The sequence below is a fragment of the Roseateles sp. 22389 genome (assembly GCF_052044995.1).
In the GTDB taxonomy this organism is placed as follows: Bacteria; Pseudomonadota; Gammaproteobacteria; order Burkholderiales; family Burkholderiaceae_C; genus Roseateles.
The window spans coordinates 48,630-69,617 of the sequence record NZ_JBQEOF010000003.1 but is presented as its reverse complement, the minus strand read 5'-3'; the positions used below and the strand labels follow the sequence as shown (position 1 = coordinate 69,617).

At 69.7% G+C, this 20,988-nt stretch carries 18 protein-coding genes and 1 pseudogene; 9 read left to right on the top strand and 10 right to left on the bottom strand.

Annotated elements, in window-relative coordinates; all coding sequences use genetic code 11:
* Positions 1–320 precede the first annotated feature (320 nt).
* The 3 genes from groL to ACTJKJ_RS05310 form a co-directional block, all read right to left on the bottom strand.
* Entirely contained in the window at positions 321–1,958 is a 1,638-nt protein-coding gene (gene groL, locus ACTJKJ_RS05320; protein ID WP_183484771.1) for a chaperonin GroEL, read from the bottom strand.
* Positions 1,959–2,014: 56 nt separating this feature from the next.
* The gene (groES, locus tag ACTJKJ_RS05315; protein WP_091720640.1) at positions 2,015–2,305 is read right to left on the bottom strand and encodes a co-chaperone GroES; all 291 of its coding nucleotides are present in this window, start codon (positions 2,303–2,305) and stop codon (positions 2,015–2,017) included.
* 176 nt (positions 2,306–2,481) lie between these two features.
* A complete protein-coding gene (locus ACTJKJ_RS05310; protein WP_440819803.1) occupies positions 2,482–4,755 on the bottom strand; it encodes a LamG-like jellyroll fold domain-containing protein in 2,274 nt (757 codons plus the stop codon).
* 396 nt (positions 4,756–5,151) lie between these two features.
* Here ACTJKJ_RS05310 and ACTJKJ_RS05305 point away from each other — a divergent pair, with 396 nt between their 5' ends.
* Entirely contained in the window at positions 5,152–7,323 is a 2,172-nt protein-coding gene (locus tag ACTJKJ_RS05305) for a dockerin (protein WP_440819802.1), read from the top strand.
* A gap of 134 nt (positions 7,324–7,457) precedes the next feature.
* A complete protein-coding gene (locus ACTJKJ_RS05300) occupies positions 7,458–8,561 on the top strand; it encodes a non-reducing end alpha-L-arabinofuranosidase family hydrolase (protein WP_440819801.1) in 1,104 nt (367 codons plus the stop codon).
* A 45-nt stretch (positions 8,562–8,606) separates the two neighbouring features.
* On the opposite strand, the gene ACTJKJ_RS05295 is transcribed toward ACTJKJ_RS05300, so the two are convergent.
* Complete coding sequence (locus ACTJKJ_RS05295) at positions 8,607–9,569, bottom strand: pectate lyase family protein (protein WP_297389680.1); 963 nt, start codon at positions 9,567–9,569, stop codon at positions 8,607–8,609.
* 793 nt (positions 9,570–10,362) lie between these two features.
* Here ACTJKJ_RS05295 and ACTJKJ_RS05290 point away from each other — a divergent pair.
* Positions 10,363–12,483 carry a LamG-like jellyroll fold domain-containing protein gene (locus tag ACTJKJ_RS05290; protein ID WP_440819800.1) on the top strand — a complete coding sequence of 707 codons (2,121 nt, stop codon included), beginning with the start codon at positions 10,363–10,365 and terminating at the stop codon, positions 12,481–12,483.
* A 66-nt stretch (positions 12,484–12,549) separates the two neighbouring features.
* On the opposite strand, the gene ACTJKJ_RS05285 is transcribed toward ACTJKJ_RS05290, so the two are convergent.
* The 4 genes and pseudogenes from ACTJKJ_RS05285 to ACTJKJ_RS05270 form a co-directional block, all read right to left on the bottom strand.
* The gene (locus ACTJKJ_RS05285; RefSeq protein WP_440819799.1) at positions 12,550–13,047 is read right to left on the bottom strand and encodes a DoxX family protein; all 498 of its coding nucleotides are present in this window, start codon (positions 13,045–13,047) and stop codon (positions 12,550–12,552) included.
* Complete coding sequence (locus tag ACTJKJ_RS05280; protein ID WP_440819798.1) at positions 13,044–13,805, bottom strand: HvfC/BufC N-terminal domain-containing protein; 762 nt, start codon at positions 13,803–13,805, stop codon at positions 13,044–13,046. The genes ACTJKJ_RS05285 and ACTJKJ_RS05280 overlap by 4 nt, the downstream gene beginning before the upstream one ends.
* Positions 13,802–14,637 (bottom strand): annotated as a pseudogene (bufB, locus tag ACTJKJ_RS05275) (MNIO family bufferin maturase). The gene ACTJKJ_RS05280 and the pseudogene bufB overlap by 4 nt, the downstream one beginning before the upstream one ends.
* A gap of 10 nt (positions 14,638–14,647) precedes the next feature.
* Positions 14,648–14,926 carry a BufA1 family periplasmic bufferin-type metallophore gene (locus tag ACTJKJ_RS05270; protein ID WP_440819797.1) on the bottom strand — a complete coding sequence of 93 codons (279 nt, stop codon included), beginning with the start codon at positions 14,924–14,926 and terminating at the stop codon, positions 14,648–14,650.
* Positions 14,927–15,086: 160 nt separating this feature from the next.
* On the opposite strand from ACTJKJ_RS05270, the gene ACTJKJ_RS05265 reads away from it, so the two are divergent.
* Both ACTJKJ_RS05265 and ACTJKJ_RS05260 read left to right on the top strand, forming a co-directional pair.
* Positions 15,087–15,650, top strand: a complete 564-nt coding sequence (locus tag ACTJKJ_RS05265) for a sigma-70 family RNA polymerase sigma factor (RefSeq protein WP_147240964.1) — start codon at positions 15,087–15,089, stop codon at positions 15,648–15,650.
* Complete coding sequence (locus ACTJKJ_RS05260; protein ID WP_440819796.1) at positions 15,647–16,288, top strand: NrsF family protein; 642 nt, start codon at positions 15,647–15,649, stop codon at positions 16,286–16,288. The genes ACTJKJ_RS05265 and ACTJKJ_RS05260 overlap by 4 nt, the downstream gene beginning before the upstream one ends.
* Before the next feature lie 69 nt (positions 16,289–16,357).
* Here the strand turns inward: ACTJKJ_RS05260 and ACTJKJ_RS05255 are convergent, their stop codons facing one another.
* Positions 16,358–16,780 carry a helix-turn-helix domain-containing protein gene (locus ACTJKJ_RS05255; protein ID WP_440819966.1) on the bottom strand — a complete coding sequence of 141 codons (423 nt, stop codon included), beginning with the start codon at positions 16,778–16,780 and terminating at the stop codon, positions 16,358–16,360.
* Positions 16,781–16,907: 127 nt separating this feature from the next.
* Between ACTJKJ_RS05255 and ACTJKJ_RS05250 the strand changes: the two genes are divergently transcribed.
* The 3 genes from ACTJKJ_RS05250 (at position 16,908) to ACTJKJ_RS05240 (ending at position 18,017) form a co-directional block, all read left to right on the top strand.
* Positions 16,908–17,429, top strand: a complete 522-nt coding sequence (locus tag ACTJKJ_RS05250) for a DUF2938 family protein (RefSeq protein WP_440819795.1) — start codon at positions 16,908–16,910, stop codon at positions 17,427–17,429.
* A gap of 67 nt (positions 17,430–17,496) precedes the next feature.
* Positions 17,497–17,787: a flavodoxin family protein gene (locus tag ACTJKJ_RS05245; protein WP_440819794.1), complete on the top strand. Its 291-nt coding sequence runs from the start codon at positions 17,497–17,499 to the stop codon at positions 17,785–17,787.
* Positions 17,784–18,017: a DUF2798 domain-containing protein gene (locus tag ACTJKJ_RS05240; RefSeq protein ID WP_183484826.1), complete on the top strand. Its 234-nt coding sequence runs from the start codon at positions 17,784–17,786 to the stop codon at positions 18,015–18,017. The genes ACTJKJ_RS05245 and ACTJKJ_RS05240 overlap by 4 nt, the downstream gene beginning before the upstream one ends.
* 69 nt (positions 18,018–18,086) lie before the next feature.
* Here ACTJKJ_RS05240 and ACTJKJ_RS05235 read toward each other — a convergent pair whose 3' ends face one another.
* Positions 18,087–18,548, bottom strand: coding sequence for an Lrp/AsnC family transcriptional regulator (locus ACTJKJ_RS05235; protein ID WP_440819965.1), 462 nt, complete (start codon positions 18,546–18,548; stop codon positions 18,087–18,089).
* A 103-nt stretch (positions 18,549–18,651) separates the two neighbouring features.
* On the opposite strand from ACTJKJ_RS05235, the gene ACTJKJ_RS05230 reads away from it, so the two are divergent.
* Complete coding sequence (locus ACTJKJ_RS05230; RefSeq protein ID WP_440819793.1) at positions 18,652–20,976, top strand: aminotransferase class V-fold PLP-dependent enzyme; 2,325 nt, start codon at positions 18,652–18,654, stop codon at positions 20,974–20,976.
* Positions 20,977–20,988 lie beyond the last annotated feature (12 nt).

The following is a 20,988-nucleotide window of genomic DNA, read 5'->3' as shown; positions in this document are numbered from 1 at the left end:
TGACAAGTTGTCAGCGCATTATGGTCGCCCCTGATTCAAGTGACATCCCCCAGGCCCGTGGGGCCGTGCGACCTGGGGAAAGCCCCTGCGGTGCCGAGCCGAAGAGGCTGGCGGGTCCGGCAATTCTGGGCGCATGCCGACCGGGATGACCAGCACGCGCGTTGCCCGGTTCGTATCCAACGGAAACAGCGCGGCCCCGGGCGGCGATCTTTTTCCCGTTGCGGCCCGCGCAATGAAAAAAGGGGTCGCCGAAGCGACCCCTTTTGCTGAGCGTCGACGATCGACGGCGGGCGTCGATCGTCGCGGGCTCGGCCGGACTCTTACATGTCCATGCCCATGCCGCCCATGCCACCCGGCATCGCGGGCGCGGCGGACTCGTCCTTCGGCGCTTCGGCGACCATGCACTCGGTCGTCAGCATCAGCGAGGCCACGGAGGCGGCGTTCTGCAGCGCGGTGCGGGTCACCTTGGTCGGGTCCAGGATGCCCATCTCGATCATGTCGCCATAGGTGCCGTTGGCGGCGTTGTAGCCGTGGTTGCCCGAACCGGCCAGCACGTTGTTGACGACGACCGAGCTTTCTTCGCCGGCGTTGTAGACGATCTCGCGCAGCGGGGCTTCGATGGCCTTCAGGATCAGCTTGATGCCGGCGTCCTGGTCGGCGTTGTCGCCCTTGATGTCGCCAGCGGCCTGACGGGCGCGCAGCAGCGCGACACCGCCACCGGCCACGATGCCTTCCTCGACGGCGGCACGGGTGGCGTGCAGCGCGTCTTCGACACGGGCCTTCTTCTCCTTCATCTCGACTTCGGTGGCGGCACCGACCTTGATGACGGCCACGCCGCCGGCCAGCTTGGCCACGCGTTCCTGCAGCTTTTCGCGGTCGTAGTCGCTGGTGGCTTCCTCGATCTGGACGCGGATCTGCTTGACGCGCGCCTCGATGTCGGCGCCGGCGCCGTTGCCGTCGATGATGGTGGTGTTTTCCTTGCCCACTTCGACGCGCTTGGCCTGGCCCAGGTCAGCCAGCGTGACCTTCTCCAGCGACAGGCCGACTTCCTCGGCGATGACCTTGCCGCCGGTCAGGATGGCGATGTCTTCCAGCATGGCCTTGCGGCGGTCGCCGAAGCCCGGGGCCTTCACGGCGACGACCTTCAGGATGCCGCGGATGGTGTTGACCACCAGGGTCGCCAGCGCTTCGCCGTCGACTTCTTCCGCGATGATCAGCAGCGGACGGCCGGCCTTGGCGACGGCTTCCAGCGTCGGCAGCAGGTCGCGGATGTTGGAGATCTTCTTGTCGTAGAGCAGGACGAAGGGGTTGTCCAGGATCGCCGACTGCTTCTCCGGGTTGTTGATGAAGTAGGGCGACAGGTAGCCGCGGTCGAACTGCATGCCTTCGACGACGTCCAGCTCGTTGGCCAGCGACTTGCCGTCCTCGACGGTGATCACGCCTTCCTTGCCGACCTTGTCCATCGCGTCGGCGATGATCTTGCCGATCGAGTCATCGGAGTTGGCCGAGATCGTGCCGACCTGGGCGATTTCCTTGGACGTGGTGGTGGCCTTGGAGGCCTTCTTCAGCTGCTCGACCAGGGCGGCGACGGCCTTGTCGATGCCGCGCTTGAGGTCCATCGGGTTCATGCCGGCGGCCACGTACTTCATGCCTTCGCGCACGATGGCCTGGGCCAGCACGGTGGCGGTGGTGGTGCCGTCACCGGCGTTGTCCGAGGTCTTGGAAGCGACTTCCTTGACCATCTGGGCGCCCATGTTCTGCAGCTTGTCCTTGAGCTCGATCTCCTTGGCGACCGAGACACCGTCCTTGGTGACGGTGGGGGCGCCGAACGAGCGCTCCAGCACCACGTTACGGCCCTTGGGACCCAGCGTGACCTTGACCGCGTTGGCCAGGATGTTCACGCCTTCGACCATGCGGGCACGGGCTTCGCCGCCGAAGACAACGTCTTTTGCTGCCATGTGTATCTCTCCGAATCTCTATCTAGATGAATGGGGTCTGTGAGGGTGGTCGCCGATTACTTGGCGATGACCGCAAACAGATCCTCTTCGCGCATCACGAGCAGCTCTTCGCCGTCGACCTTGACGGTCTGGCCGCTGTACTTGCCGAACAGCACGCGGTCGCCGACGGCGACGTTCAGGGCGATGAATTCACCCTTGTCGTTGCGCTTGCCCGGGCCGACGGCCAGCACCTCGCCCTGGTCGGGCTTCTCGGCGGCGTTGTCGGGGATGACGATGCCGGAGGCCGTCTTGGTTTCGTTTTCCAGGCGCTTAACGATCACGCGATCGTGCAGAGGACGCAGTTTCATCAGATCTCCTTGACTGTGCGGACTTGCTTCAAGGGCCCGCCGTGCGGTTCTCGCACTGGCCAACCCCCACAAGAAGTAAGCCCCGCGAGGGACGTCGTGGGGCTTGTTAGCACTCGACCGATGCGAGTGCTAGCAGGGAGATTATATGGACGGGCTTGGCGCTTTCAAGGGCGGTGTCACTTCGCCAGCGCCGCGATCTCCGCCGCGCTCAGCGCGCCCACCTGGACGCGGAAGTCCTGGATGCGGCCGTTGAAGGACGGATGCGCCCAGTTGCGACCCAGGAAGGTGACCTGGTCACCGACCTGCCGCGGCGACAGCAGGATGTCGTCGGCCCTCGCCACCTCCACGCCGTCGAGGTAGAGCCGCCCGGTGCCCGCCCGGAGCGTCACCGCCACATGAGCCCAGCGCCGGATGGGCAAGGGCCCCGGCGCCTCCATGCCTTGCGAGTCGTTGTGGGTCGCGCCGGCGATGGCGAATCGCAGCCCGCCCCGGCCGCTCTGGGGCGCGATGCACATATAGGAGAAAGCGTCGTTCCCGGCGAAGAACAGGCAGGTGTCCCAGCGCAGCGCATTCGCATACGCCCACAGCGACACCGTGAAGTCCTCGAGCCCGCTGAAGATCCCGGCGGGCAACTGCAGGCCCGCCTTCTTGCCGTCGAAGACGATGGCCTTGTCCTCCCGGCGTCCGTCGCCCCAGGCCGCGCCGTCCAGCAGCTTGCCCTCGATGACGCTTCGGTTGCCGTCGGCGCCCAGCAGCGCGCCGAAGGTCTCCGTGCCGTTCCGGCCGTTCAGCGGCAACGACAAGCGGTCCTCGCCCGGCATCACGGCCCGCACCGCCGGCGAACTGGCGCTCACGCCGTTGCCCTGCGCGGTGACCTGGTAGAACCAGACGCCGCCGGGTGGCGCGTCGCTGTAGGTCAGCACCTCGCTCGCCGAGACCGTGCCCAGCAGCGTGAACGGCCCGGTGGCCCGGCTGCCGCGCCGGACGGCATAAGCGGTGGCGCCCACGCTACCCCACCACGACAGCACGACGCGATCGCCGCGCGTGTGCGCCGTGAGGCCGGAGGCCGGCTTCATCGGGGCGGCGTAGTCCGCGCGGCGGTGGATCAGCGTCGGCCACCAGATGTCGTCGCTGCTGCCGCCGTACTTCGGCTCGCACAGCTTCACCATGCGCGCCACGTTCGGCGCCGCCAGCCCCATGCGGTTCACGTAATGGTTGTAGATCGGCTCCCAGGCGTTGCGGCCGTGCTGGAAGGACTGGTTCACCTCCGTCCACAGCGAGGTGTGAGGCTGCGTCGGATTGTGTTCACGGGCGAACGGCATCGGATAGGGCTTGCCGTTCTCGTCGAGCAGGTTGGAACGCGCCACGTACTCCGCCGCCGACAGGAAGCGGTTGTTGCCCAGCCCATAGAGATCGTCGCCCTGGTTCCAGGCCATCTCCATCACGTCGCCGCCCAGCGACATGCCCAGCGTCGCGTGGCCCTGGTCGCGGCCGCTTTCCTCCCACTGCCCGAAGTGGCCCGGGTGCATGAAGTACACGCCGTGGACCATGGAGCCGTTGCCGAAGTTCCTGAGCTTGCCGCGGTTGTTGCCCGCGTAGCAGTCGCAGGCCAGCCGGTACAGGTCGGGCTGGTCGCAGAAGATGCCGATGGCCATGGCGCCGACGATCGAGGCCATGTCCCAGTTGGCATGGGACCCGATGCGCCCGTCGCTGAGGAACCAGGACGAGATCGAGCCGAAGACCTTGAGCAACATGTCCTGGAAGCGCTTCAGGCTCTCCGGCGCCCAGCCCGTAAAGGTGCGCAGGATCTCGCCGATCTGCGCCAGCTGGTGGCCCTGCATGCCGGCCATCAGGATGAAGGTGTGGTCGTCATGCGCGGTCGATCCGGGCGGCACCGTCCCGACCTCCTTCAGCGTGCTGGCCCAGGCGTCCAGGAACTCCACGGCCTTGTCGGCATAGCGGTTGTCCGGCGGGTCCGACAGCTTCCAGCGCAGGGTCAGCGTCCAGGCGCGCCAGATGTCGACGTACAGGTTGTTCTTGCTGCCGTCGGCCCGGTAGACGGCAGGCAGCGGAAAGGGCCGGGTGTCCAGGCTGGCGAAGCGGTCGGCGCTCAGCTTGCTCCACCAGCCCGTCCACGGCTCCTGGCCCGCCTTGATGTGCGCGCGGATGCGCGTGAAGTCGTCCTCCGTCACCAGCAGCCCCGGGTGGCGGAAGACGCCGCTCTGCGAGGCCGGGATGCGTCCCGCTGGCGAGCCTGCGGAGCCATCAGGCGTCTTCGCATCGGCCACGGCCTCGCCCCCGGCGGCCTTGCCTTCCGAGTCGCCGTTGACGCCTCCACAGGCGGGCAGCAGCGGCAGCATCGGCAACCCGAAGAGTCCCGCCGACAGCCTGCGGCGGGTGGTGTTCACGGGGACGTCACCGTCGTTGAGGGGGGACTTGTTGCTGGACATTTCGTGCCTCCAACCACCGGTGACCCGGTAGGTGTTTTCCTTCAATAGTTGATGCGTCGGCCGAACTAACATGCCGGAGATTTATCGTTATATCAACAACCCGGTCGGGCCTCCGTTACCTTTCGTTCCCCGCTCCTCATGAACACATCAATCAAGAGACAACGACTTGCCGCCCTGTCCCTCGTCGCGGTAGCCCTCGCGTCGGGCTGCGGAGGAGGTGGGGGCGACAGCGGCACCACGACGACTCCCAGCCCGACTTCGGGCTCGGGCGCACCGGCCCCGGCGCCCGCGCCCGGGCCTGCTCCCGCGCCAGCGCCTGCGCCAGAACCCGCGCCGGCGCCACCTTCCGCCCCGGCCCCCGCGCCTGCTCCGTCGCAGGCGACGTCCTGGAACAGCATGAAGTTCGGCGGCGGCGGCTACGTCACCGGCCTGGTGTTCCACCCCAGCACGGCGAACCTGCTGTATGCGCGGACCGACATCGGCGGCGCCTATCGCTGGAACCCGGCCGCCTCGTCGTGGACCCCGATCACCGACGGCCTGGGCTTCAGCGCCGCGGAGAGCTCCTACCACGGCATCGAGAGCATGGCCGTCGACCCGAACGACGACCGCCTCGTGTACATGGCCGCCGGCATGTACAACACCGACAAGGCCGATGCCCGCCTGTACATCTCCAGCGATCGCGGCGATCACTGGAGCTTCGTCAACCTGCCGTTCTCGACTGGCGGCAACAACGGCGGCCGCGCGATGGGCGAGCGCCTGATGGTCGACCCCAACAAGCCGTCGACCTTGTTCTACGGCTCGCGCACCGCCGGCCTGTGGAAGAGCGAGGACTCGGGCCGCAGCTGGGCGCAGGTCAGCGCGCTGTCCAGCGCCAGGATGACCCAGGACCAGATCAAGGCCGCGGGCGGCAGCGCGATGGGCATCGAGCTGGTCGTGTACGACACCGGCACGAAGGGCACCGGCACCGCGACCTCCACGCTCTACGCCGCGGTCGCGCCGGACTACGCCAGCGTCGCGGGCCTGGGTTCCAACATGTACCGGTCCACCAACGGCGGCGCCACCTGGACCGCGGTCACGACGCCGGTCTCGGGCTTCCACATCCCGCACATGGTGCGTGCCGCCGACGGCGTCTTCTACGTCGTGTTCACCAAGGACGCGGGACCGGGCGCCGGCGGCCCTGGCCGTCTCTACAAGTTCGACGGCACCACCTGGACGCTGCTCAAGAGCGTGGACCCGGCGGGAGGCACCAACTTTGGCCTGGGCGGGGTCTCGGTCCAGGGCAGCGGGGCCAGCACCCGCATCGCTCTGGGCGTGACGAACTCCTGGGGGAACTGGAACGGCCAGCAGATCGTCCAGCTGTCCGACGACGCCGGCCTGACCTGGCGCGAGATCGAAGCGCAGATGCCGGGCGAGATCGCCTCGGGCTGGGTCGACGACGTCGAGATCGATCCCTCCGACCGCGACCACATCCTGCATGTCCACGGCGGCGGCGTCGTCGAAACGCGCAACGCCTCCTCGGCCACGCCGACCTGGAGCGGCGTCATCGCCGGCATCGAGGAGATCGCCGCGCAGGCCATCGTGGCGCCGCCGCCCGGTGCGTCCTACCTGCTGATCAACAGCTCGGGCGACGTGGGCACCTGGATCCACACGGACGTGACGACCACGCCGACCCGGTCGCCGGGCCTGGGCTGGAGCAACGGCATCGCGGCCGACATGGCCTGGTCCGATCCGCAGTACATCGCGGCCTCCGGCGCCATCAACTCGAGCAACACCGGCACCGGCTACTGGTCCGGCGACGGCGGCAAGACCTGGACGACCTTCGCCAGCCTGCCGGCCGGCGCCGCGACCAACACCTCCAGCGAGTCGAGCCTGGTCGTCACCGCGCGCAACAAGGCGGTCTGGGCGCCCGCCAATTCGGTGCCGTCCTACACGACCGACAACGGCGCCACCTGGACCGCGACCAACCTGCCGGCGCTGCCCGCGGTCGGCTGGAACCGCGGCTACCGGCTGGTGGTCGATCGCAAGAACCCGAACAAGGTCTATGCCTACGACTCGGGCGGCGCCTGGTGGGCGTCGGCCGGCCGGGTCTACGTCTCGACCGATGGCGGCCACAGCTTCGCGCTGAGCCAGGGCTCGGTGACGGCGGCGCTCGCGCCCAACGGCTGGTGGGTGACCTCGATGGCGGTCAACCCCAACGCGGAAGGCGACCTCTGGATGGCCGACGGCAATGCCGTGTACCACTCGGTGGACTCGGGCGCCACCTGGCAGAAGCTCAGCCAGTTCGCATCGGTCCAGGGCAGCAACGCCTGGCCCGACCTGCAGGGCGCCACCGTGGTGGCCCTGGGCAAGGCGAAGGACGGCGCGTCCTACTCGGCGGCGGTCTACGTGGTCGGCACCGTCGGCGGCGTGTGGGGCGTGTACCGCTCCGACGATGGCGGCGCCACCTGGACCCGCTTCAACGACGACGCCCACCAGTTCGGCGGCATCGGCGTGATGGCTGCCGACCAGAACGTCTACGGGCGCGTCTACCTCAGCGGCACCGGCCGTGGGCTGCTGTACAGCAACTGAAGTTTGATCGCCCCTCGCCGGCGTCCGCGTTGCCCCGGGCAATGCGTCGACGCCGGCGGGGCATCACCACCTCGTCACCATCCCGATTTCCGCGCCGTCACGCTGCGAGGCGAGATCGCCGGAAACCTTCGACCATGCGCAACTTCAACATCACGCCGAACTGGCCGTCCGCCCTGTGGCTGGTCCTCTGCACGGCCCTGAGCCCGCTGGCCCACGCGGCGGAACCCGCGGCCCAACCCGCGGTCAAACCCGCGATGGCGCCGGCCCCCGCTTTCGCCTGGGAATCCAGTGAGCCCCTGATCAAGCCGCCCGCCGACGCGGAGGGCCTCTTTGGCGTCAAGGACCCGTCCGTCGTCTTCCACGACAAGCGCTATCACGTCTTCTTCACGACAGCCGGCACCAAGGGTTGGGGCATGGCCTACACCAGCTTCGCCGATTGGAAGGACGCGCCCCAGGCGCCGGTCTTCATGCTCGAGAAGTCGCCCATCGGGCCTGGCTACCGGGCGGCGCCGCAGGTCTTCTACTTCGCGCCGCAGAAGCTCTGGTACCTCATCTACCAGGGCGGCGATCCGATGTATTCCACGACCACGAACCTGGCGGATCCCCGCTCGTGGACGGCGCCGCGGCCGCTCTACGCGGCCGCGCCGGACATCGTGAAGGACGAGAAGGGCCAGGCCGCCTGGCTCGACTTCTGGATCATCTGCGACGACCGGAAGTGCCACCTCTTCTTCACCAACGACAACGGCAGCTTCTTCCGCGCGGAGACCTCGATCGAGCGTTTCCCTCAAGGCTTCTCCACGCCCGTGCTCGCCATGAAGACCGAGCGGCGTGAAGACCTGTTCGAGGCGAGCAACACCTACAAGATCGAAGGCACCGGGCACTACCTGACCTTGATCGAGGCCATGGGTCCGACCGGGCGCTACTTCCGCGCCTGGCTGGCCGACCGGCTGGACGGCGAATGGCGGCCGATCCCGGGCAGCGCGATGAACCGGTTCGCGGGCGCCGAGAACCTCAAGTTCAACGGCCGCGTCTGGTCGGAGGGCGTCTCGCACGGCGAGATGATCCGCGCGGGCGTCGATCAGACGCTGACGATCGATCCGTGCAAGCCGCTCCAGTTCCTCTACCAGGGCCTGGACATGACACCCGGCAAGAAGTACGAGTACATCGAGCTGCCTTATCGGCTGGGCCTGATCACGGCTGTCGGTCGCAACGCCATCAGCGATCTTTGCAAGCGCTGACGGCCTTCACGAAACGGGGCCACCGCGGAAGGCGGCGGCCGCCGCTCACTGGCAGCTCAGCTTGGCCAGCGAGGTGCCGGCCCCGGCCACCTGGGGCAGCTTGGCCTTCACGCAGCTGGGCGTGTCCGGCGTGTAGCTGTAGGAGATGCTGACCGGGTAGGCGGCCGTGGTGGTCCAGTCCGACGCGTTCTTGGAGGGACTGCTGTCCGAATCGGTCCACGACACCCCGTAGGTGCTGAAGTCCGCCACCTTGGTGATGTTGTTGTTGCGCAGCTCCCAGTAGCCGAGCGTGGGGCTGTCCCGCGAGGTCACCGGGTTCTTGGCGTTCTCGAAGTAGTTGGCCTCGATCAGCGAGTAGCCCCCCATGCGCACGTTGATGCCGGAGGCCGTCACGCCGCTGTAGAGGTTGTTGTAGAGGTGGGTGTAGCCACCCCGCTGCAGCGGCAGGCGCGAGCCGACGTTGCGGTAGTAGTTGTGATGGAAGGTGATGTAGCGGTCGCTCGAGTCGCTGTCGCTGCTGCCGATCAGGCCGACCTTGTGGTGGTCGTGGATGGCGTTGTAGCTGTAGGTGATGTGGTGGGCGCCCGCCTTGTTGTCCACCAGGCCGTCGAACTCCAGGTCCCCCGCGCCGGCGCATTCGGCGAGCGAGCTGAACAGCGTGTTGTGGTCCACCCAGATGTAGGCGGGGAACTTGCTGCCCAGGCCTTCGATGCCGATGGCATCGATGGAGCCGGGCAGCAGGCCGATCGTCATGTTGCGGATGATGATGTTGCTGGCGTCGGCCTTGATGGCCAGGCCGAAATTGGCGGCCGAGCCGGTGGCGCCCTGGATGGTGATGTCGCGCTTGCCCTTGAGCTCCACGATGTCGCCTGCCGGCTTCTTCCATTGCGTGCAGGGGTCGGGGATGGTGCCGAAATCGAAGCTGCCGGCGTAGGTGATCACCAGGCCGCCGGAGCCGCTGTAGGCATCGACCGCCGCCTGCATCTGCGCGGCCGTGGTGACCACCACGGGCTTGGCCGTGCCGCCGCCGGTGACCGTGCCGGCATAACCGCCGCTGTGGTTGTCGGTCGGTGTGGGCGGCGGGGTGGACGGCGCGGGTGCCGGTGCCGGTGCCGGAGCTGGTGCAGGAGTCGGCGCAGGCGCAGGAGCCGGTGTAGGCGCTGGTGCAGGCCCAGGGGCTGGCGATGGCGACGGTGACGGTGACGGTGACGGTGACGGTGACGGTGACGGTGACGGTGACGGTGACGGTGCGGGCGCCGGGGCGGGCGAGGGTGAGGGCGACGGCGATGGCGTCGGGGTTGACGCGGTCGGTGGCGCGGTGCTCGCCGTGGTGTCCGCATTGCCGGAGCCGCCCCCGCCGCAGGCGGTCATCAGGCTGGTGGCCGCCACTGCGGCAGCGAAGTAGCGGAGTTGGGCCAGCTCCACGGGGCCCACCTGCGTGCGTCTTGTCATGATCTTGATCTTCGATGTGCGCGGACCGGCCTCGCCATCGGCCAGGCGATCGTCCGCTCCCAAACCAGCCCTTGCTGCCGCACCGTGTGCATGCCGATGCAAAGGCGCCCCTCGTCTCCTGCGACGGAGTGCCGCTCCCGCATGCGGGAGTCGGAGCCTCCGCTCCCTGTGCGCTGACAACGTAGTCAGCGGCGCGGATGCTAAGAGGCGTTCGCCATGCGACTGCGTGACAAGTGGTAAGTGCTGTCAGCGACTGCCTGAACGCCGTGGTGATAACTCCGCCACACCGATGACATGACCGGCAGGCAAGGTGACGGGGTTGTTGTTCTTCGTTGTTGGACCACCGCCCATGTCGTCAAAGCATCCGAGCGCCTCGTCGCTGCCCCTCTCCTCGCTGCGTCAACTCGAGGGCCTTCCCGACCGCCAGCGCCGACTGCTGCTGCGCGCGGGCCTGGGCCTGTCCCTGGGCGGCGCCGGCCTTCTCACCGCCTGCGGCGGCGGCGATGACAACGACGGTGGCAGCGGCCCGGACGCCGGCGGCGGCACCCCGGCGGGAACGCCGGCCCAGGTCTCGAGCTTCGCGCTGGCCGTGCTGCCGGACACGCAGTTCTATTCGCGCTACGCCACCACCGACGAGAACCTGCAGTTCCAGCGCAAGTACGGCTCGACGCCGTATGTGGCGCAGACGAAGTGGATCGCGGACAACGCCGCGGCGCTGCGCATCCCGTTCACCATCCACCTCGGCGACGTGGTCGACCAGCAGGGCAAGCCGCTGCAGTGGCAGGTCGCGGATTCGGCGATGAAGGTGCTGGAGTCGGCCAAGATGCCGTACTCCATCCTGGCCGGCAACCACGACGTGATCTCCGACGTGGACTATGTCGATGCGAGCAGCCAGTCGGCCAACACCGATGCGCAGCGCAACCTCGCCAAGGAGCCCTACCTGCAGGCCTTCCCGACCACGCGGGCGCAGCAGCAGTCCACCTTCGGCGGGCGCGACCCGTCGGGCTTCCACGAGTACCACGTCGTCAACGTCGACGGCAACGCCTTCATGGTGCTGTCGATGTCCTGGCGCGCGTCCGACGCCGCGATCGCCTGGGCGCGCGGCGTGCTCGCCAAGCATCCGACGCTGCCGACCATCCTCGCCACCCACCAGCTGCTCAACATCGCGGCCGACGGCGTGAGCCCGCTCGAGGTCCCCTACGGGCTGATGCTGTGGGACAAGCTGATCCGCGACAACGACCAGATCTTCATGACCCTGAACGGGCATTACCACGGCGGCGCCCACCTGACGAAGACGAATGACTTCGGCAACGCGGTCGAGGAGATGGTGGTCGACTACCAGATGGCCTACATGGGCGGCAACGGCCTCATGCGCCTGTACGAATTCGACCTGACCAACAACAAGATCAAGGTGATGTCGTTCTCTCCCTGGGTCACGCAGAAGCCGACCGACACGCTCAACGAGTTCGACGTGGCGGTGCTCTCCGACGCGAACCACCAGTTCGAGATCAACATCGACTTCAAGAAGCGCTTCGCGCGCTTCAACCCTGGATTCGCCCAACCGGCGGCCGGCAACGCGCCCATCAACGAGCGTGCCAAGGCGGCCCTGCTGACCCACTTCACCGAGCCGGCCCCCAGCGTCAAGAAGGCGGCGGCGGACCCGAGCGACTACCCGGTGGTGGCGTCGACCGTCGCGCACTGGCGCTTCTTCGGCGGCACCGATGGCGGCGCCGTGCCGGTGGGCCAGGTGATCCAGGACGAGACCGGCGCCAATCCGATCGCGCGCCAGCCGCTGGCCCAGGGCGGCGCTGCGCAGGAGGGCGACCTGACCTGGTCGAGCGACCACCATTACCTTTCGGCCGCGCCGGGCAGCGTGCGCTTCTCCAACTCGGTGAACTCGCCGCTGCGGATGAGCGCGTTCGCGACCGACGTGACGGCGCCGCTGAACGGGCTGAGCTTCAGCGCCGGCTACACGGTCGAGGCCTTCCTCAAGCTGCCCGCCAACTGGACGGCGGCCAACAACGCGTGGATGAACATCATGGAGCGCGAGGGGCGACGCGGCGATGTCGCCGGCATCGACGCCGGCGCCGATGGCGACGAGAGCGCCCTGATCTTCGCGATCTCCAGCCTGCGCGAGGTGCAATGGGAAGTGACGCCGAGCACGCCGGGCACGCGCTCGCCGGCGGCGAATTTCTCCGGCGAGATCGTCACCGAGCGCTGGATCCACGTCGCCATCGTCAACGACCCGGCGCAGAACAGCACCGTCATGTACGTGGAGGGCGCGCCCATCCTGCGCAACGCGTCCAACACGAACGGCATCGCGTTCAGCAGCGCCAGCGACCGGATGATCATCGGCGGCGGCGTCTACGCGAACGCGCCGTCGAACGGCTTCCTCGGCAGCCTGGGCGAGATCCGCATCTGCAGCGAGCCTCTGAGCGCCGACAAGTGGCTCACCGCGCGCAAGCGATGAGCCCGACGCGGCGGGCGAGCTGAAGGCGACGGGCCCGCCCGCGCCCGGGTTGNGCCGCGCGGGCTGTCACGGCAGTCGGGGTCTGGCGCTGGAGGACTCGAACAGGACATGGTCCAGCGACCACCGCCCCGGACCCCGACCCACCAGATACAGCATCGGCGCCGCCCAGCTCAGGTGGGTCGGCCAGCCCGACGGATAGACGAAGAGCTGGATCACTGCCGTCATCCCCAGCACCCCCAGCGCCGCCAGGCGGGTGAACAGCCCCAGCACCAGCAGGATGGGCAGGAGATGCTCGGCGCCGGTGGCGAGGTAGGCCGCCCATTCGGGCGGGATCAGCGGCAGCGCGTAGTCCTGGCGGAACAGCAGGAAGGTGGTGTCGGTGAGCGTGAACCAGCCCTCGACCTTGGTGCGGCCGGACAGCCAGAAGACGCCCGCGATGCTGAAGCGGCAGGCCAGCGCGATCAGGTCGTGCGAGATCAACCGCTCCAGGCGCGCGCGCAGCGCGGCGAGCGACCACGAGGCGCCGCTCAGGGCGCGGGACGAGGACGTGGACAGGGTGTTCATGACGGCATCTCCGTGAGGGCGGCGAAAGCGCCTTGTTGAAGCAGGCGACCCAGCGAGGCGCCGGGGTCGAAGCAGGCATGGCGGGCCTGGACCGCGTCCAGCGCCTCGCCGAGTGGCTGACCGGCGGCGCAGGCCTCCAGCAGCGCGCAGTCGGCGCTGTCGATGGCCAAGCCCAGCACCGCGCCGGCGGGCCGCGTCAGCAACGCGCCCTGGCCGTGCCAGCACGGCGGATTCGGATCGGCGGCCGCGGTCCTTGCGGCCTGCCAGAGCGAGAAGGCGGGCCAGTCCGCGTACCAGCGCCAGCGGGCCGCGGGATGCGGCACCAGCCGCGCGGTGGCGAGCCGCGCGGGATCGAGTGCCGCAATCGTGTGGAGATCGAGCACCGGCGCGTCGGCCGCCACGTGGCATTCGCTCCAGAGGCGGTCCAGCCGCGCGACCTCGCCCAGCCAGGGCCAGTCGCCGCCGGCTAGCGCCTGATCGAGGAAGGCCGGGAAGTGGGCGCCGTAGTGCTGCAGGTCACCGCCCGCGGGCGGGGCGGCCCGCGCGGCGTCCAGCGCGACGGCCCGCATCCAGTCGTCGCCGACCAGCCGGTGGACGGCCGGGTACAACGAGACCAGCGCCTCCGCGCAGCCCTTCAGCACGGTGTTGCGATAGACGGCGAATCCCGGCTGCGCCGCCGGCCCCTCAAGCGGGGCCCGATCGTCGGCCTCGGCCCACAGGTCGCGCCAGAACGCGGTCTGGAATTCAACGAGCGTCATGCGGTCACCTCCAGCGCAAGGCGCGGGGCGGCCGCGAGCACCGACTGGGCGCGGCCGCGCTCGGCGATCAACTCGGCGAACGGCGGCAGGTGGCCGTCGCGCTCGAGCAGGGTGGGGCGCGGTCCGATGCGGGCGGTCAGCCGCTCCAGCAGGGCCCAGACCAGCGCCGCCACCGGCGCGTCGTGGCTGTCGATCAGCAGACCGGTCGACGGATCCGCGTCGGGGCGGTGGCCGGCGACATGGATCTCCATCACCGCGTCGCCGTCGATCGCGTCGATCCATGCCACGGCGTCCAGGCCGAGGTTGCTGGCCGACACGAACACGTTGTTGACGTCGACCAGCAGGCCGCAGCCGCTGCGTCGGACCAGCTCGTGCAGGAAGTCGACCTCGCCCCACGCATGCTCCAGGCGCAGGTAGTGCGAGGGGTTCTCGATGGCGACCGGGCGCCGCAGCGCATCCTGCAGCCGCGACACGTTGGCCACGACGCGCCGCAGCGCTTCGGTCGTGCGTGGCACCGGCAGCAGGTCCGGCGCGTAGGCGCCGCCGGCGCGGCTCCAGGCCAGGTGCTCGGACACCAGCGCCGGCGCCACCCGGTCGACCAGCGCCGCCAGTCGCCGCAGGTGATCNCGGCGCCGCCCAGCGAGGCCGAGACGCCATGCAGCGACAGCGGGTGCGTGGCCCGCAAGGCCTCGAGCAGGGCCAGGCGCGGGCCGCCGGCGACGAGGTAGTTCTCGGGATGGACCTCGAACCAGAGCCCCGGATCGCGCGCGGCCAGCGCGTCCTCCGCGAACTCGGGCTTGAAGCCCAGGCCGGCGCCCAGCGCGCACGTCATGGCCGCCCGATCAGGACTTGGTGGTGGTCAGCGAGCCCATGCCCTTGGGCGTCTTGATCGTCGTGCAGGTGCCGGCGGGCACGTACTTCCAGGCATTGGCCTGGTAGTCCATCTTGGCGGTGCCGGCGCAGGTGGTGCCGGGGCCGGCGGCGCAGTCGTTCTTGCCGGCCATCGCCACGCCGTAGCAGCGCTCCTTCTCGGCGGCGGCGGGCTTGGCGTCTTGCGCCATCGCGGAAGCGGACAGGGTGGTCAGCGTGACCAGGGCGAGGCTCAGGGTGGTCGACTTCATGGGGGCACTCCTTGTGCGGTGGATCGGGGTTGTGGGTCGGACGCGGCGGCGATTCCGTCGCGTTCCGGCAGCTAGTTCGCGATGGAAGTGCTCCGGGTTACAGCGCCACGGGAAATTTCCCGGATTCTTTTTTTCGAGCGGTCTGTAACCTTCCAGGCCCATGACGCGAATAGACCCCGTGATCGCGACCGAGCATGAGCTGCACGAGCTGTTCCTGGCCGGGCTGGACGGGGACGCGGCGGCCTACCGCCACTTCCTCGAACGCCTGGGTGCCTTGCTGCGCGGGTACTTCCGGCGTCGGCTGCAGCAGCTGCCGGACGAGGTCGAGGACCTGGTCCAGGACACCTTGATGGCCGTGCATGCGCAGCGCCAGACCTATCGCCGCGGCGAGCCGCTGACCGCCTGGGTGCACGCGGTGGCCCGCTACAAGCTGGTGGACCTCTGGCGCCGGCGCGCGCGGCAGGAGGCCTTGAACGATCCGCTGGACGAGGACCTGGCCGTGTTCGCGACCGCCGACCACGAGGCCGGCGACACCCGTCGCGACCTCGGCCGGCTGCTGGATCGGCTGCCGACCAGCCAGCGCCTGCCCATCCTGCACACCAAGCTGGAAGGCCTGTCGGTGGAGGAGACCGCGCGCCTCACCGGCATGAGCGAATCGGCGGTGAAGGTCGGCGTGCATCGCGGCTTGAAGGCGCTGGCGCGCCTGTGGAAGGACATGACATGAAGACCGACGAGCTCATCGCGCTGCTGGCCCGGGATGCCGGCCCGGTGCCCACGGGCGTGGGGGAGCGGCGCTTCGCCGCGGCGCTGGCGCTGGGCATCCTGGCGTCCCTGGCCTGGGTGCAGGCCGCCTTCGGCCTGCGGGCCGACCTGCCGCTGCTGATGACGACCGCCGACTTCTGGCAGAAGGTCGCGATGCCGCTGGCGGTGGCGGTCACCGGGCTGGTCGTGGTCTTCCGGCTGGGCCATCCGGGCGCGCGGGTGCGCGGCTGGTGGCTGGGCGTGTGGCTGCCGGTGTCGCTGCTGTGGATCTGGGCTGCGGCCGTGCTGTGGATGGCCGAGCCGGCCGCGCGCATGCCGCTGGTGCTGGGCACCACCTGGCGCAGTTGCGTGTTCAACGTGACGGCGACCGCGCTGCCGATCGGCATCGCGCTGCTGTGGGCGCTGCGCGGCCTGGCGCCGACGCGGCCCACGTTGACGGGCGCGGCGGCTGGCTGGCTGGCCGGCGCGGTGGGCGCGTGCGTCTATTCGCTGCACTGCCCGGAGATGGCCGCGCCCTTCGTCGCCGTCTGGTACGTGCTGGGCATGGGGCTGTCGGCGGCGCTGGGGGCGCTCGCCGGGCGGCACTGGTTGAGATGGTGAGCCCGCACGCGGGCGCTCGGCGCGATGGCCGCCCGGTCGTCGCGTGGGCATCCCAAGCCGCAGTCGCGGCTATTCGTCGCGCCCGAACCGCGATTGCACGCGCCGATCGAGCGCGCCGGACGCGGCGGCCTTGAGCAGGCCGCGGAAGGTCGCGCAGGCGGCGTGGCTCTTGGCGGGGCAGACGGCCGCGTGCTTCAGCCCGCGGCTGATGGCGCGCAGCTGGCGGATCGTCGCGTCGATCTCGTCGGCCTTGGCGGCCAATAACTGACGGTCGATCACCGGGCCGGTGGGCGTCAGCATCGACTGGATCTCGTCCAGCGACAGCCCGCCCGCCTGACCGAGCGCGATCAGCGCCAGGTCGTCCAGCACCTTCGCCGGGAACTGGCGCCGCGCGCCGGCCGGTCCGAGCGACCGGATCAGCCCGCGCTGCTCGTAGTAGCGCAGCGTCGAGGACGCAATGCCGGTCCGTTTCGCGACCTGCGCGATGTCCATCGGACCGGGTGGGGATTGGCTCATGAGCGCTTGACTTGAAGTTGACTTCAACTTCTATCGTGCCGCCCATCGACGCCACACGTCAACCCGCCACCCCAACTGCCCGCGACTGCCCACGAGGCCCACGATGACAAGCCCGCCGCTGCCCCTCCTCCTTTCCCTGCCGCCGGGTGCCCTCGGCCACATCGCGCTGATCGGCATCGGTGCGACCGCCATCCTCGACCTCTGGCTGATGGCGCTGCGACGCGCCGGCGTGCCCACGCAGCCGATGGCCTGGATCGGACGCTGGGTCGGGCACATGGCGCGGGGGCGATTCGCTCACGCCTCGATCGGACAGGCGCCGGCCGTGCCGGGCGAAGCGGTCCTCGGATGGCTGGTGCACTACGCCGTCGGCATCGCCTTCGCGGCCTTGCTCGTGGTGATCGCCGGACCCGGCTGGCTCCTCGCGCCGAGCTGGGAGCCGGCGCTGGGCGTTGGCGTCGCCACGGTGCTGATGCCCTGGTTCGTCATGCAGCCCGCGATGGGCGCCGGTATCGCGGCGAGCCGCACCGCCGCGCCCTTCCAGAACCGGCTGCGCAGCCTGGCCAACCACCTCGTGTTCGGCATCGGCCTGCTGGTCAGCGCGCTGGCGCTGCAAGCGCTGCGATGAGCGGGCGTGGCCGCGCCGCTGCCCCGATGTCTGCCTGTCCGCCGTTTCTTCCCTCGAAAGGACTCCCATGAAAGCCACTGCCATCCCCACCGACCGACCGGTCCGGACGCCACGCCGCCTTGCGATCGTCTATCACAGCGCCCACGGGCACACGGAGCACATCGCGTCGCACATCCGGGCGGGCGCTCGCGACGTGCCCGACGTCGTGGCCGACCTGCTGAAGGCCGAGGACCTCACCGCGACGCCGGCCGACCTGATCGCCTACGACGGACTGGTGCTGGGCTCGCCGACCTCTCTGGGCGGCGTGGAGGCCGACAGCCTGGTCGCCGCGTCCGCCACGGCGGGCGTTTCCGCATGACGCCCGAGCGCCGCGCCGGCCTGCTGTTCGGCTTCATCCTGTCGGGGCTGATGTCGCTGCTCGTCTCGGCGGTGACCACGCTGCGCGCGGTGGGGCTGGTCGAGGGCGTCGGCGGTCTGTGGATGACGGGGTGGCTCAGCGCCTGGGTGATCGCGTTTCCCACCGTGCTGGTCGTCGCGCCGCTGACGAGGCGGCTGGTGGCACGGCTGATGGGGCGACGAATGGGATGAGGACTTCTCCTCCCCGCGCGCGGGAGGTCCGAGTCCGCTGCCGCGGTCCCGGCCGCGGTTCCCGCTACCTCACGGGATATACGACAACGGCAGCGCCGTCGTGAACTTCAGCTCCTCCATCGCGAAGCTGGAGCTGACGTCCGAGAGCTGCGTGTTGGCGATCAGCCGCTTGTAGACCTGGTCGTAGGCCGCGATGTCCGGCACGACCACGCGCAGCAGGTAATCGACGTCGCCGCTCATCCGGTAGAACTCGACGACCTCCGGGATCGCCTCGACCGCGGCGCGGAACTGCTCGAACCAGCCTTGCGAATGCATGCTGGTCCGCACCGACACGAACACCGTCACTCCGACGTTGACCTTCTTCGGATCGACCAGCATCACGTTGCGGGTGATCACGCCCGACTCCTTGAGCCGCTGCACCCGGCGCCAGCAGGGCGTCGTGGACAAGCCCACCTCCGCCGCCAGGTCGCTGACCTGGACCGTGGCGTCCCGCTGCAGCACATGCAGGATCTTGCGGTCAATGGAATCCAGTTTTGTCATTTCCGGCCGCCTTGGAATGCATTTGCTGAAAGCGATGAAGAACAGGTGGATTTTGCATGCGGATTCCACGGTGGCCTTCTGACAATCGTCGGCCATGGAAATCTATCTCGACGCCAACGCCACCACCCCCGTCCTGCCGCAGGCCCGCGAGGCCGCGCTCTCCGTGATGGCGGACGCGTTCGGGAACCCCAGCAGCATCCACGGCAGCGGCCTCAAGGCCCGCGCCCGGCTCGACGAGGTCCGCGCCACCGCGCGTCGGGTGCTGGGCGCGCCGGGCGGACGGCTGGTCTTCACCAGCGGCGCGACCGAAGGCATCCAGACCGCCGTCCTCTCCGCGCTGACCGCGCTGCGCCAGCGCCGCGACGCCGGCCAGGCGATCCCGCCGCAGCTGCTGTACGGCGCCACCGAGCACAAGGCCGTCCCCGAGGCGCTCAAGCACTGGAACGCGCTGCTCGGCCTGGGGTTGGAGGTCGTCGCGATCCCGGTGGGTCTGGACGGCCGCCATGACCTCGTCTGGCTGCGCGAGCAGGTGTCCGCCGCCGGCCTGGTCTGCACGATGGCGGCCAACAACGAGACCGGCGTCATCAGCGACCTCGACGGCATCGCCGAGGTGTTGCGCGGCAGCGGCGCGCTGTGGCTGGTCGACGGCGTGCAGGCGCTGGGCAAGCTGCCGCTGCAGCTCGGCGAGCGCGCCATCGACTACGCGCCGTTCTCCGGCCACAAGCTCTACGCGCCCAAGGGCATCGGCATGCTCTACGTCCGCGAAGGCGCGCCGTTCACGCCGCTGATGGCGGGCGGCGGCCAGGAGGGCGCGCTGCGCTCCGGCACCGAGAACATGGCCGGCATCGCCGCGCTGGGTGCGGTGCTGGACGCGCTCGAGCAGGGCGGCACCTTCGCCTCGCTCAGCCAGCTGATCGACCGCCGCCAGCGCCTGGCCGACGCGCTGCGCGACGCCTTCCCCGGCGTGGTGTTCAACGCGCCGTTCGACATCAGCCTGCCCACCACGCTGAACGTCTCCGTCCCGGGCCTGGGCGCGAAGCTGCTGCTCGACCTCTTCGACGCCGCCGGCCTGCGCGTCAGCGGCGGATCGGCCTGCGGCGCGTCCAAGGCCGCGCCGAGCTACGTGCTCCAGGCCATGGGCCTGCCGGCATGGCGCGCCGCGTCGGCGGTGCGCCTGTCCTTCGGCGCGGCCGATACCGACGCCACGCTGGAGGAAGCCTGCCGCCGCGTGCGCGCCTGCGGCGAGTCGCTGCGCGCCACCTGTCAGACGCCGTCGCCGAACGACAGCCCGCAGGCGCCGGACCTGCTGACGCGCTTCACCGTCGACGGCGCCTGCTGCTACGTCGTCGCCGATGTCGCCAGCCGCCGCTGCGTCGTCGTCGATCCGCTGCCGGAGCTGACCGGCACGCTGGCGCAATGGCTGCGATGTCGCGGCCTGTCGCTGGCGGCGGTGCTCGACACCCACAGCCATGGCGATCACGCCTCCTCGGCGCAGGCGCTGCGCGACGCGGTGCCGGAGTTGCTGTCCGAGGAGGCCTGGCCGGGCCGGGTCGATGCCCTGGGCTGGCCCGCGGGCGCCGAGGTGATCGCCCTGGGCGCCTACCGCCTGTCGCGCCTGGCGACCCCCGGCCACACCGAGGACTCGACCGCCTACCTCCTGCATGCCGGCGGCGACCTGGTCGCGACCTTCGTCGGCGACACGGTGATGCCGGGCGCGCTCGGCCGCAGCGATTTCGCGCAGAGCGCGCCGGCCGCCTTCGGGCCGTCGCTGAAGACGCTGGAGCGCAATGTCGGCCTGGACGGCCTGCTGCTGCCCGGCCATGACTACGACGACCGCTTCGCCACGACGCTGGCGGTCGAATGCGAGGCGCAGCCGCTGCTCGATGGCGTGCTCAAGGGCCGGCTCAGCGCCGAGGCCTTCGCGATCGGCAAGGGCGTGCTGGAGCACGACCTCGCGCCGACCCAGTACCAGACCATGGCGTGCGGCGCGCGCGTGGCCTGCGCGCGGTCGACGGAACGCGTCGAGCTGGACGTGGCCGGCCTGCAGGCGCTGCTGGGCGAGGGCGCTCATCCGAAGCCGGTGCTGGTCGACGTGCGCGAGGCCTACGAGGCGCGGCTGAGCCCGAACGAGGCGCTCGCGCCCGAGGCGGTGCCGCTGTCCGCGCTGATCAATGCGTTGCCGCGCTGGCGCGCCTTGCCGGCCGACACGCCGGTGGTCTTCTTCTGCCGCAGCGGCAATCGCAGCGCGCAGGCGGCGCGGGCGCTGCGCCGCCTCGGCCATGCGCAGTCCTGGAGCCTGGCCGGCGGCCTCGCCCTGTGGCCGGAAGCCGGTGCCTCGCTCGCGACCGGCGCGCGCGGCAATCCCAATGCCGGCACCACCAGCGGCGTCCCGATCGCCTTCGACGCGATCGCGATCTGAGCGGCCTCGCGC